Raw genomic sequence first — 12,938 nt, 5'->3', positions numbered from 1 at the left:
CTACCCACACCACCCCCGCGGACCCCGATTATTTGTTTCCGGAAAAGTCGTGCTAGAGTCTTTCTCGCTGCTTCCGAGAAAARCAAAACGCTGAAAGGCGAAACGAACTCGGAATTACCACCTGCGCGGGTGGCGGAATGGCAGACGCGCTAGCTTGAGGTGCTAGTCCTCGAAAGGGGGTGGGGGTTCAAGTCCCCCTCCGCGCACAAGGGAAAACCCCTGGAATCCAAGGATTCCAGGGGTTTTTTTCTGCTTCCCCGCCGACGGGCTGCAGCTTCGCCCCCGCTGCCGCTGAATACCAATACCCGCTGCCCCGGCCCGGAGCCCACCGGACGTGCCCGCCAGGGAATGGCCGCACAGAGTTCTCGCCCCGTGGCCGCCGGCGTAGAGTCTGCGCAAGAGACTTGCAAGCGGATCGAGGGATGACAAATGTCAGTTAAAGGCTGGAACCCGCTGGTGCTTTTGCCTGTCGCGTTCATCGTCGTCTTCGTGGTTTGGGCAGCTCGACGGGCCCGAGGCCGGAAGTCCAAGGACTAACGACCCGCTGAGCCGCTGTGTGCTTGCGGAACAAGGGTGTTGAGCCGGCGCGGCCGGGCCAACCAAAAGACCGCATCCCTGCCGGCCCCCCAAAAGCTCCTGCAGGAATGCGGCCGTCGTGGCGTCAGCCGGAGCGCGGCTCCCCTGACGGGCAACCCTTAGGCTGCGTGCCTCCACGATGGAGGGGTACCGGAGGCGTGGACCGGTACCCCTCCGGTGCAGAAATAGACATGTCCAATTCTGTTTTCAGAGGGTAATGCAAAATTATTGGACATGTCCAATCGGATGATATTGTCTTCTGGATCCACCCTTCGACCGCAGCAAAGGAGCCCTGTCATGAATGACGCATCAGTCGATTCCGGGCCGGGCGCGGCACTCGCAAGGAAGCTGAACCTTCTCCTTGATTCCTCGGAAGCGGCCGGGAAGAAGATCACCTTCAACGAGGTCAGCGCCGCCATGAAGACGGCCGGCACCCCGATCTCCCGCGCCCGCTGGCACTACATGCGCACCGGGTCCGGGCCCGAGGTGAAGAAGACCGAGCTCCTGCAGAACCTCGCAAAGTTTTTCGGCGTGAACCGCGACTACCTGCTGCACGACCAGGACGAACTGCCCCGGAAAGTCGAAGCCCAGCTCGACCTCCTGGCCAGCATGCGGGCCAACAAGGTCCGCAATTTCGCCGCCCGGCAACTCGGCGGCCTGTCACCCGAGACGCTCCTTCAGATCCGGGACCTTATCGACGAGCAGCTGGCGGAGGCGAACGTCACTTCTTCCGACACGCCGGGCGCCGGAAAGGCCTCTGAACAGGGCTGATACGCTCCTCCTTGGAGTCGGAGGGACTCCGGCCCCCTATCGGACCATCCCAAGGATTAGCGCCATGGACTACAGCGTCGCCCGAGTGCGGGCCCGGACTGCGGAAGAAGGCCTGCGGCTGCAGGAGCCGGTCTCCATGCGTTCCATCCAGAGCCACCTGGAGACCGCGAGCGGGCGTCCAATTGTCATCAAGCCGATCGACAACACCCCCACCGACAAGGTCTGTGGCCTGTGGTTCGGCCTGGACGGCCTGGACCTCATCCTCCACGCCAAGTCGGCGTCAGAGGTGCACCGCCAGCAGATCGTCCTGCACGAGTTCGCCCACATGATCCTCCGCCACGAGCAGGAAGTCCTCTCGCACGACTACGCCCAGGTCTTCTTCCCGGACCTCGACCCGGAGCGCGTCGTCTCGGCCCTGAAACGCACCGACTTCGCCGACGAGCTCGAGGTAACGGCCGAACTCCTTGCCGACCGGCTTGCCTCCCGCATCCGCCGCTCCTACCAGCAGCCGGACGCGGAGCCGGGCAACTTCGGGGCGGTCTTCGGATGATGCAGTTCCTCATGGCCGCGGCACTGTTCCTGTTGGCCGGGGCCCGCATTCCCGCCCTGCTTCGCAGCCGGAGCGACCTGGTGTTCTCCTGTGCCGTGTACGGAGGCGTGGGCTCTTTGCTCATGTCCCCGATTGTCTACGTCCCCGTCGATACGGCCCTGGGCGGCATGAACCTGGTCAAACTGGTCCTGAACTCCCTGATGATTATCTCGCTCTGGTATCTGCGCCTCGCCGCATACGCCGCCATCGCCCCGGAAGCCGGCGGCCGCCGTTCCTGGTGGACCCGCACACTGCCTTTGACGCTCACGCTGAGCCTGCAGACCGCGTTCTTCCTCCTCACAGGACCCACCGTCACGACCCCCGCCTGGGGCATCTACGAGGACCGTTTCCCGGCCCTCCTGTTCTCACTGATGCTCACCCTCTTCATCTGTTCGATGAGCGCGGAAATTGCCGTGATCTGCTTCCGCTACGTCCCGCGGATGAGCCGCCCGTTCCGCGCCGGTTTCTCCATGCTGGGCGCCGGCTGCATCATGGGCTTCCTGGTGATGGCCGAGATGTGTCTGTCCCTGTTGGCCCGGCACCTGACATTCCTGGCCGTACTGGTCAGGCCTGGCTTCCCGTACCATCAGCTGGAACTGGTTGCGACCGTCCTGGCCGGCGCCGGGCTCACGATCCCGGCGGTTGCCGGCAGGGCTGCCCGCAAAAACCTGCACCGCCGGAACACCGAAACCCTCGCACGCGTCGAGGCCATCTGGTCCAAGGCGCTGAAGAGCACGTCGCTTGACCGGACCCTTGAGGCCGACCCCCAGGCACCGGTACAGGACAGGCTGCACCGGATGGTTGTCGAAATCCGGGACGCTGAACTCGCTGCGGGCACTTCGGCGACCTTCCTGACCGCGGAGGAGCGCAGCTACCTGCTCTCCGTTGAAGCAAAGCTCCATAACTCCCCCGCCCCGGCATAGCCCGCGACAGCTACAGAAAGCCGCCATGCAACTCCTCACGCACCCGACCCGCCGAACACGCCCGAGCGGTACGGACATGTACGGGATCTACCGGAACATGGTCCTCTTCGATTTCAAGACTGAAATCCATTCGGGCTTCTTCGTCGCCTATTACCGCAACTTCGCCATCCCCTCCACAGCGAGGACCCTGGCGGCGACCGGAGAGATGAAATCCCGGCCGATGAAGCGCTCCTACGACACCGGCATCGTCCTTCACGAGATCATCGCCAACGGGTTCGAGCACGAACGCAGCCAGGCCATGATCAAACTGCTCCGCCGGGTCCACAACGGGGTGCCCGGCACCCCGGACGACTTCGTCTACGTCCTCATGACCTTGCTTGTCCTGCCGCTGCGCTGGACCGAACGTCACGGCTGGCGCCGGCTGACGGAGTTGGAGAAGCGGGCCGCCACGGATTTCTACGCCGAACTGGGCCGGCAGATGGGGCTCGAGGGCATCCCGGCCACCTTCGCGGAGGCGGAACGGTTCCTGGACGAATACGAGGACCGGAACATGGGCCCGAGCCCCGAGGGCTCGATGCTGTTCAATGCGACCGTCGCGGCCTTCGCCAGCCGTATCCCCGCCCTGCTTCGCCGGTTCACCCCGACCATCCTGGCGCTGATGATGGACAAACCCCAGGTCGCTGTTGCCCTGGGCCTGAAACCTGCCCCGGCAGTGCTGCGCGTACCGTTCAACGCGGTGCTGCGGTTCCGCTCCCTCAAGGCCAGGCTGCGTCCCTTGCCGACCGAGCCCATATTTGTGCCGGGAAGGATGAACGTCGTGGCATACCCGGACGGATACACCCTGGACCAGATCGGCCCTTGGGGGAAATCAGCCAACGTCTGAGGCCCGGGGACGGCCGGGCTGCCGGCCGCCGTCGACCCTGGGGTGGACCCGACGCACCCGAGACGGGCCTGCGTGCTGACCGAAGGCGACGGCGCGGATCCCGGCCACGCGCGAACAGCCCCGCCGGAACCTGAACTGCTCAAATCCCGGCGGGCTGTTCGTTGTGGTCAGAGTGCGCTCTGCCTAGCCCACGTGGATGGCGGGCCGGAGTGCCTGGTCGGGTTCGGTCTCGCGGAGGATTTCGCGCACCAGCGGCGCGGTGTCGCCCTCGCCTAGGAACAGGTACCGCATGAGGTGGCCGACGGGGCTGCCCTCGGACCACTCGAAGTAGCACTGGGGCTTCGTGCCGGTCGAGTCGCGCATGGCCAGCAGGACGGCCGCGATCGCGTTCGGCACGGCCGGGGACTTCACCCGCAGGACCCGGTAGCCGTCCACTTCGACGCCTTCGACCCGCAGCGTGTGGCTGAACGCCGAAGGATCGGAGATTTCCACTTCCAGGAAGATGACATCCGCCGGGCCCGGGACGGGGTTCAGCCCGCGCTGTTCGTACTCTTTGTCCGCGTACTCAGCCTTGTCACCGGCCTGGCGTTTGTTGGCGATGACGTTCAGTTGCCCGTCGAAGGCAATCGAATCGGTGATGAACTGCCGGGCTGCCGCGTCGAACTCGATGGTTTCCAGCCGCAGTTCGGTGGTGCGCTGGACCCGGGAGATGAGCGAGACGACGATGATGCCGGCGATGAAGAACGCCGAGATCGCGATGCCGTCGGGCTTTTCGATGACATTGGCGCCCAGCGCGTACAGCAGGACCAGGGTCAGCGCACCGAAGCCGATGGTTCCGGCGCGGCTGTGCCGGCGGATCGCGGAGACGGTCACGGCGACGGCTCCGGAGACCATCATGGCCAGGATGCCGGTGGCGTAGGCACCTGCCTGGGCGTTGACGTCGGCGTTGAAGGCGATGGTGATGCCGACGCTCAGCACGGTGTAGACGATGACGACCGGGCGGACGGCCCGGCCCCATTCCGGCGCCATGCCGTAGGCCGGCAGGTACCGGGGCACGATGTTGATGAGCCCGGCCATGGCGGAGGCCCCGGCGAACCAAAGGATCAGGGCGCTGGAAATGTCGTAAACCGTGCCGAACCCGGCGCCGAACAGGTCGTGGGCGAGGAACGCCAGGGCGCGGCCGTTGGCCTGCCCGCCCTCCTCGAACTCCTTGGCCGGGATCATGACCGTGGTGAGGAAGCTCGTGGACATCAGATAGACGCTCATGATGGCCGCCGCCGTGGTGAGCAGCTTGCGGGTGTTCCTGACCCGGGACGCCATGACCTGCTCGGGGCTGTCGCCGGTGGCCTTGATCAGAGGCATCATCGAGACGCCGGTCTCGAACCCGGACAGGCCCAGGACCAGCAGGGGGAAGGCGATGACGGCGGGCCCGATCAGGTCCATGGGGCCGCCGCCGGCGCTGGCGAGCAGCCGGTCGGTCCAGCCGGCGATCAGGGACGGTTCGGAGAGAACATGGGCGAATCCTGCGGCGACGACGGCGGCGTTCAGGAGCAGGTAGACGGCCACAAGCGGAATGGCGACGCCGACGGCCTCGTTGAAGCCGAGCAGGAACACCCCACCCAGGATCAGCAGCAGGATCACCGTGATGATCACGGCACTGCCTTTCAATCCCGCAGGCACGATCGGGTTCTCGAGCAGGTGCACCGTCGCGTCGGCTCCGGAGAGGGTGATGGTGATAATCCACGAGGTCGCAACGAACCCGAGCAGCAGCAGGACGAAGAACTTGCCGCGCCAGAACGGGAGCAGCTTCTCCAGCATGGCAACCGAGCCCTGCCCGTGCGGGCTCTCCTGCGCGACCCGGCGGTACATGGGCAGCATGCCCAGCAGGGTCAGGGCCACAATGAGCAGGGTTGCCAGCGGCGAGAGGGCACCGGCGGCCAGGGCGGCGATACCGGGAAGGTAGGACAGGGTGGAGAAATAGTCGACGCCGGTCAGGCACATGACTTTCCACCAGGCGTTGGGCTTGTGATCTTCCTCGGCTTCGGGGCCGGCGGGTGCGACCTGGTTGGCCAGTAGCCAGCGGACCAGGGGCTTGTGGTCCGGGCGGTCGGCCTGCTTCAGGTCAACTTGCGCCGGGACGGCGTGGTCAGAAGTGGTCTGCATCGGATCTTTCTGTTGGTGGCCGGGCGTGTGCCGGGCAGGAGCAAGTCCTGGGAACCGGTCAATTGTAGTGCCGGGCCCCCGTTGCCGCGGTCAGCTTCAGGCAGCGTCCGGAACGGCGGGCCTACCGCGGCTCCGGTCCGGGCAGCTCTGGCCCGGGCGGCTCAAGTCCGGCCAGCTCAGGTCCGGCCAGCTCCGGCCCGGGCGGCTCAAGTCCGGGCAGCGGGTCCTTGCCGGTCCATGTCTTCACGACCGTCCACGTGACGGCGGTGATCGGCACGGCCAGCAGCGCGCCGACAATGCCGGCCAGTATGGTGCCCGCCGCCAGGACGAGCAGTATCGCCAGGCCGTGGATGCTGAGGACCCTGCCCATCAGGACCGGCTGCAGGAAGTGGTGTTCGAGCTGGTTCACGCCGATGACCACGGCCACAACAATGAGCGCCTGGACCAGCCCGTTGGAGACCAGCGCGACGACAATGGCCAGGGTTCCTGCGACGGTAGCACCGACGATCGGGATGAATCCGCCGATGAAGATGAACACTCCCAGCGGCAGGGCCAGCGGCACTCCCATGATGGCGAGGGTGATCCCGACGACGAGACCGTCAACCGCGGCCACCATGGCCGTGCCGCGGACATACCCGCCCAGGACGACGGTACTGCGATCCGCCGCCAGCCGTGCCCTGGCGCGGTGGTCGGCCGGCAGCATGCCAATGAGAAAGGCCCGGATTTCGGGACCGTCCTTGAGGAAGAAGAACAGGGTGACGGCCATCAGCACCGCGCCGGTGAAGATTTCCACCGCGGTGCGGGCACCGGTGAGGGCTTCTGCACTGAACGTGCTCGAGGTGAAGAACTCCCGCACCGAGTCCATGACGGCGGTGATCTGTTGGTCGCTGACAGGGACAGGTCCGTGGTTCAGGAATGAGTGCAGTTGCTCGACCCCCGCAGCGGCCCGGGCCGTGAGCTCGCCCCACTGGTTGGAGACCAGAATGACGATGCCGGCGATGACGCTGCCGAAAACGGCGAGAATGGCCACGAACGAGGCAACCACCGCGAGGGCGCGCGGCCAGGCGTGCCCGGTGAGCCAGCGGACCAGCGGGGAGATCGCTGCGGCCAGGATAACGGCGATGAGGACGGGGATGATGACGAGCGGGATGCGGCTGGCGGCCCAGATGATTGCCCACGCGAGGGCGGACACGGCGAGGACCTGCACGGAGCGGATGCTGGCGCGGCCCAGTCCGTCCGACCAGATGGCCGGCATTGCGTTGCGGGGTTCGATCATAGGGGTTCTCCCGGCGTTCGGACGCGGTGGCTAGGCCCAGCGCAGGGGTTTCGGCCTGGACTGTTGCCACGCATCGTAGAACCGCATGCGGGCTTCGTTGCCGCGCTGCTGCTCGAGGGCGTGCAGGCGCCCGAAGGTAAATCCGCTGCCGGGGGCATCCGCGGCCTGCCCCGCCAGCACCAGTAGGGTTTCCCGGGTGACGACGCTGTCCTGGAAGTCTCCGAGGATCTCCTGGATGCCCTCCGCGGCCCGGGCAACGTTCGTTGCTTGAGTGCCGAAAATGGGGGTAGCCGCCTCTGCGGCATAGCGCAGCCGCTTGGCAGCCTTCCGAACTTCATGCAATGCGGCATCCTGCGGTGTCCCGCCTGTGCCGCCGTCAAGGGACCGGACCGCCGCCTTGAGGCGTTTTCGTTCCGCGGAGACGAGCCGGCCAACCGTCCCCGGCGCATCATTGCCTGCCCCGCCGCTCAGCGGAGGTACCGCAAGGAAGGCATCGAGGGCATCGAGGAGGCGGAAGTAGCGGGTGCTGTCCAGCGCCGCCAGTCCGGCGGCAAGGCCCTGTTGCTGGACAGTGCCGAGGTGCTCCTGGATCTGCTGCGCGACTGGCCCGATTAACAGCTCCGGAGGTTCGGCACTGATCATTTGCGTCAGCCGGGCACGGATGACCTCGGCGTCCCGGGCCTGGCCCACGTTGCCGGCGAGCCACTGGAGCTCGCCGCTAAGGAACCTGGCCGACGTCGTATCTGTGAGCGTTCGAAAGGTTGCCAGTGCCGACCGCAGCCGGCGGGCGGCCACCCGGAATTGATGCACGGCATCGGGCGCATTGACCCGGACGCGAGGATCATGCAGCTTCACGGCGCGTATCTGTTGGGATACGTACGAGAGCATGACGTCCGAGGCCGGCCCGCTCGGGCTCGGTTTCGGAACCGTGCCCGGATTCTCCGGATAGTCCGGTCCGAGCGCCCGGGCGAGCTTGGACGGGTGGGTGGCGATGGTGACTCCCTCTGCGGCGCACAGAGCGTCGGCGTCCTGCAGCAGCCGACGGGGGCCGCCGGCGAGTTCCAGTTCCCATTCCCGCCACCGCGACGGTCCCGCGCGGGTTAGCAGGGATTGGGCCTCGACACGGTCGTCACTGAAGTTGGCAAGGATTGCGCCGTCGGCGGCGTACAACGGCGTGACCCTCCGGCTGGTCCGGATGTGTGCAACCGGCATCAGCGCGTGGCAGCGGGTGTGGACGAGCACCAGCTGCCGCAAATTTTCCGGCACGGCATCCTGATCGCCGCCAAGCGGCTCCCGTATCGCCCGGCGCTCCCCCACGGCGACCGGCAGTTTGAGATGCCATCCTGCATCCGGACCGCCTGACCGCCGGCACAGGGTGATCCGTTGCCTGGCCAATGCCAGTGCTTTGGTATCAAAGTAGACGGCGTCCAGCATTTCGTTGACGGGCTGCCCGGCGCGATCTACCCCTGGGATTGATGCCAGTGGCGGGAGGGCGTCGGATTCCGAAGGGCTGTACTTGCGTTCCACCTCGATCGCGTCGGCGGCCATGCTTCATTTTAGGAACTCCCGCACGCGCCGGGCGTGTGCCCAAAGGCCCCTATCGGGGGAGATTGTCACGGGAACCGGGCGCTGGGGACGGGCGGCCGCCCAGTTCAGGGCGGCGGCCCTCCGGGAGGCACACAGACGCGCGGTATGAGGCTGGAAAAATGACTTGCCCGGGCATGCGGCGGCGAGTAACTTTCGGAGCAGTGGGCCGGCGGACCGCTGGCCCCCTGCGAGAGGACCGCCATGCCAACCATAATCGGCCACCACGATGTCAAGGACAAGGATCATTGGCTTGCCTCGCCGAAGCGCGAAGAGGTGTTCGGCCCACTGGGGATCACCAATATTCGTACGTTCGTCAACCCCGAGAACCCGACGCAAGTCGCAGTGATGATGGATGTCCCTGACGTGGATGCCCTCATGGCCGCGATGCAGAATGACGTAATGGGCGAGGCGATGGCCTACGACGGCGTACTGCCCGAGACCCTGGTCTTCCTCGTCGAGGCCACGCCCTAGCTTCACCCGGGCGGACACCGCCGGCGGTGCAGGCGGATGTGGCGAAGCTCCGGTCAAATAGCGGTTGACCGGAGCTTCGGGTCCATTATGGGCAGTGGTTCCTGTGTATTGGCCGGGAATAGGCTGACCGCTAGTGGTTCAGCAATTCACCCATGAGCGGCGCATTGCGGACATCATCGGTCAGGGGGCTCAGCCCCCACACGTCCTCGATGGTGTGCAGCAAGGAATAGTGCGAGTAGGCGGCATTGGATGTGAAGTGCTTCCGCGCTGCCGGGCCGGCAAAAACCGTAGCCACCCGGTTGTCGTCTTTGCTGCCTTCATCCCACGTGATCACCAGCAGGGAGTTCTGCGTCGTGAAGGCCGGGGATCCCAGGATCCTGGGCACTTCGCGGGCGAGCCAGTCGTCTCCGGTGCCGATGGAGCAGTCGTGGGTGTCGTTGCACATGTCCGGGCTGATGAAAGAGTAGTCCGGCAGGGTCGACGGCGACTGCAGGTCCTGCCCCAGCCGGTCATACGGAACAACATGGTCCGAGCAGGAGGCCACGTCGTCCGTCACGGCAGGGTAATACATGAACGGATTATGCTTCACCGCATACCGGCGGGAGTCATGCGCGGCGCAGGGCGCGGGCATGCCCTCGGCGTACATTTTCCAGGTCCGTCCGGATTGGGTGATCTCATCGGCGATCGAGCGCACATCGGCGGTGCACGAGTCCGGCTTGCAGTCGCTGGTGATCCCCGCGCTGGTTCCGCTCGTGAGGGCGAGATAGTTGGGCAGGCTCGGGTGGGTGATGGCCCGGTAGTTGGCGGCCACGGAGAATTCCGCTGCAAGCTTGTTGAAGTAGCCCGCTTCGCTGGCGCCCATGATCTGCGAGGCCGCCTTGTTCTCCTGGACGATGACCACAATGTGCGCGATTCCGCCGCTGGCCTGTCCGCCCGGAGCGGGGTGCGGGGCCGGCTGCGCGAAATACGGGGATGGTGGTGGGGTCGCGGCGGGCGTGTCCTGGCCGGGGGACGTGGGCGGCGATTCGGTCCCCGCCGGCCCGGCAGGCAGGGACCCGGCCGGTGGGGACTCGGCAGATGGGGGCTGCGAAGGCGGGCCGGCCTGGAGGGGCTGCACCGACGTGCACCCCGCCAGCAGCATCGCCAGCGCCCATCCGCCGGCCAGGGAGAGTCGGCCGATCCGCGTCATCGGTCCATGCTAGCGGCCGGTATTGGTGCGGCCAATGCTGTTCGCATTCCCGGCCTCAGGCCAGGCTCAGGTCAAGAAGCTGCCCGCGCCCGGTCCACGGTCCGGCTCCCCCGTGTCCGGTCACCCTCCGGGATGCAGCGCGCCGCGGACGGTGCCCAGCAGGGACAGGAACCGCTCGTTGTCCGGCAGGTCGTCTATCAGCACCACACCCTCGGGAGCGGCCAGCGGAATGCGCCAGTTCGGGTATTCGGTGCTGGTGCCCGGCTGGTTCTGGGTCCGGGTCTCCCCCACGGCGTCGACCAGTGCCACCCCCAGCAGCGCTGACGGGGCCAGCGCCGTGTAGGCGTACAGCGCCTCCACCGTGGTCCGGACGTCCGTGCCGTTTTCCGCCAGCAGGCCGCGTGCCCGGACCCGGGCCAGCACGGCCTCCTGCTCGGCCGCGGCCTCGGCGCGTTCTTCCGCCACTGGCCGCCGCAACAGCCCGAGCGATTCGCGCAAGGTGACGTGTTCACCGGCGAGGTAGCCCGCCGTCGGGGGCAGATCGTGGGTGTTGACGCTGGTCAGGCACTGCTCGCGGTAGTGTTCCGGCGGAATCGGGCCATCGGCGTCGTGTTCGAACCAGAGGATCGACGTGCCGAATATCCCCCGCTCGGCCAGGTAGCCGCGGACCCACGGCTCGAACACCCCGAGGTCTTCGCCAATCACGATCGCCCCGGCCCGTTGCGCCTCGAGGGCAAGGATACCGATGAGCGCCTCGTGGTCGTAGTGCACATACGTGCCGCTCTCCGGCCCCCCGCCCTCGGGGATCCACCACAACCGGAACAGGCCGAGGATATGGTCCACCCGGATGCCGCCGGCGTGCCGCAGCACGGTACGGAGCATGTCCCGGTAGGCGGCATAGCCGGATTCGGCGAGCCGGCCCGGATGCCATGGCGGCTGCGACCAGTTCTGGCCCAGCTGGTTGAACATGTCCGGAGGCGCACCAACGCTGACGCCCCGGGCAAGAACGCCGGAGAGGGTCCAGGCGTCGGCACCGCCGGGTTTTACCCCGACGGCGAGGTCATGGACGACGCCGATCCCCATCCCCGCCTGGCGTGCCGAACGCTGGGCCGCCTCGAGCTGCTGGTCGCAGAGCCACTGCAGCCAGCAGTGGAATTCGATCCGGGCTGCCAGCCTCGGCCGCTGCTCGACACAGTGGGGCGACGCCGGGGATGCCGCCGCTCCGGCCCATGCCGGCGCCGACGGCGGCAGCTCTTCGGCGAGCGCAGACCACAGCGCAAAGTCCTCGAGCCCCTGCCCCTGCTCTGTGCAGAAGTCGGCGAACTGGCGGGTGCGGGCCGGCCCGCGGCGGACCGCAAACACGCGTTCCAGGGCCGCGAGCTTTGCCGCGTAGCTGGCGTTGCGGTCCAGGAGGTCCCGGGAACGGTTGGCCGCCTGCAGGCCTTCGGCCAGGCGTGCCACCTCGGCCCGGCCGGCTGCGTCCAGGTAACCGTATTCCGGGATTTCCTCCACCCGCAGGTAGAGCGGGTTGAAAAAGCGCCGCGTGGTGGGCAGGTACGGGGAGTCCTCGACCGGCGGCACTGGTTCGGCGGCATGCAGCGGATTGACCAGCACAAAGCCGGCCCCCTGCTCCCCGGCAACCTCGGCGAGGTCCCCGAGATCGGCGAAGTCGCCAATCCCCCAGGACCGGGAGGACCGCACGGAGTACAGCTGGGCCGTCAGTCCCCAGGTGCGGCGTTCCTTGAGCAGGGCCGAGGCACGGAGCCGGTCTGGCGTAACAACCAGCGGACACTGCGCCGCCGTGCCCGCGGCGTCGGCTCTCAAGGTGTGCCAGCCGAGACCGAGGCCGCCGGGTATGGCGAACGTGGCACGTCCCGTGAGAACGCCGTCGACGTCGACCGGCTGGTCCCAGTTCTCCCGCTGGGCGGCCTCATAGCTGCTTCCGTCCTCGGCGTCGATCCAGACGCGGACCTCGCTTCCGTGCGGGACGTGGACCTCGACGCGGGACTCCTGTCCCTCCCTCACTACAAGGACCGGGGGCAGGATGCGCCGCCAGGGTGCCAGCCGGGACTCGGCCAGGGAGCGTTGCTGATCCTGGGGCCCGTTGGCGGGGACTCCGAGGGCCGCCAGCACGTCCTGCAGGGTCCCGGCGGCCACGGAACGCTGCACTCCGTCCCAGCCCCAGTAGCTGGTGTCGACGCCATAGGCTGCGGCGAGTTCGCGCAGGAGCGCGTCGGCCGTATCAGCGTCCCCGGTCTGCCCTGGACTCCCGGGGGCCGCGGCGTTGCCGGCGTCTGCAGGATGATCGGGGTTTGGACGGTCCTCGGGGTTTGCGGGGGTCTCGGGGTGCGTCTGGTCCACCATGCGCCCACTCTAGACGCTGCCCCCACCGCCCGCGCCCTTTCCGTGGATGTGGGAATCATCTACCAGTTCGTTGAATCCTTGGCCGGCTCCCGGCGCGGACGGCTCCTTCGGCCCGTTTAGGCGCCCCCGCAGCGGCCGCGCTAGCC

The 12,938-nt window shown here is 67.1% G+C and carries 10 protein-coding genes and 1 tRNA gene; 6 read left to right on the top strand and 5 right to left on the bottom strand.

Annotation, left to right across the window (positions count from 1 at the left end; genetic code table 11):
* Positions 1-123 precede the first annotated feature (123 nt).
* The 5 genes from AC1D1A_RS15005 (at position 124) to AC1D1A_RS14985 (ending at position 3,742) form a co-directional block, all read left to right on the top strand.
* A tRNA-Leu gene (locus AC1D1A_RS15005) sits at positions 124-206 on the top strand.
* Positions 207-873: 667 nt separating this feature from the next.
* On the top strand, positions 874-1,347 hold the full coding sequence (locus AC1D1A_RS15000) for a hypothetical protein (protein ID WP_476948049.1): 474 nt from the start codon (positions 874-876) through the stop codon (positions 1,345-1,347).
* A 64-nt stretch (positions 1,348-1,411) separates the two neighbouring features.
* Entirely contained in the window at positions 1,412-1,897 is a 486-nt protein-coding gene (locus AC1D1A_RS14995; RefSeq protein WP_476858566.1) for a hypothetical protein, read from the top strand.
* Entirely contained in the window at positions 1,894-2,859 is a 966-nt protein-coding gene (locus AC1D1A_RS14990; RefSeq protein WP_476948048.1) for a hypothetical protein, read from the top strand. The genes AC1D1A_RS14995 and AC1D1A_RS14990 overlap by 4 nt, the downstream gene beginning before the upstream one ends.
* Positions 2,860-2,884: 25 nt before the next feature.
* Positions 2,885-3,742, top strand: a complete 858-nt coding sequence (locus AC1D1A_RS14985) for an oxygenase MpaB family protein (RefSeq protein ID WP_476858568.1) — start codon at positions 2,885-2,887, stop codon at positions 3,740-3,742.
* Between the two features lie 183 nt (positions 3,743-3,925).
* On the opposite strand, the gene AC1D1A_RS14980 is transcribed toward AC1D1A_RS14985, so the two are convergent.
* The 3 genes from AC1D1A_RS14980 to AC1D1A_RS14970 all read right to left on the bottom strand — a co-directional run bounded on the left by AC1D1A_RS14980 (position 3,926) and on the right by AC1D1A_RS14970 (position 8,729).
* Entirely contained in the window at positions 3,926-5,905 is a 1,980-nt protein-coding gene (locus tag AC1D1A_RS14980; RefSeq protein WP_476858569.1) for an APC family permease, read from the bottom strand.
* A gap of 121 nt (positions 5,906-6,026) precedes the next feature.
* Positions 6,027-7,181: an AI-2E family transporter gene (locus AC1D1A_RS14975; RefSeq protein WP_476858570.1), complete on the bottom strand. Its 1,155-nt coding sequence runs from the start codon at positions 7,179-7,181 to the stop codon at positions 6,027-6,029.
* A gap of 30 nt (positions 7,182-7,211) precedes the next feature.
* Positions 7,212-8,729 (bottom strand): CYTH and CHAD domain-containing protein, encoded by a 1,518-nt coding sequence (locus AC1D1A_RS14970; protein WP_476948047.1) that lies wholly within the window; start codon positions 8,727-8,729, stop codon positions 7,212-7,214.
* Between the two features lie 240 nt (positions 8,730-8,969).
* Between AC1D1A_RS14970 and AC1D1A_RS14965 the strand changes: the two genes are divergently transcribed.
* Positions 8,970-9,239 (top strand): hypothetical protein, encoded by a 270-nt coding sequence (locus AC1D1A_RS14965; protein WP_476850931.1) that lies wholly within the window; start codon positions 8,970-8,972, stop codon positions 9,237-9,239.
* A 130-nt stretch (positions 9,240-9,369) separates the two neighbouring features.
* On the opposite strand, the gene AC1D1A_RS14960 is transcribed toward AC1D1A_RS14965, so the two are convergent.
* Together AC1D1A_RS14960 and malQ are read right to left on the bottom strand one after the other, a co-directional pair.
* A complete protein-coding gene (locus AC1D1A_RS14960; protein WP_476855889.1) occupies positions 9,370-10,428 on the bottom strand; it encodes an alkaline phosphatase family protein in 1,059 nt (352 codons plus the stop codon).
* 120 nt (positions 10,429-10,548) lie between these two features.
* Entirely contained in the window at positions 10,549-12,792 is a 2,244-nt protein-coding gene (gene malQ, locus AC1D1A_RS14955; protein ID WP_476948046.1) for a 4-alpha-glucanotransferase, read from the bottom strand.
* Positions 12,793-12,938 lie beyond the last annotated feature (146 nt).

This window comes from Arthrobacter sp. P1_B9 (genome assembly GCF_056406495.1).
This window is presented reverse-complemented; position numbering and strand designations above follow the sequence as displayed.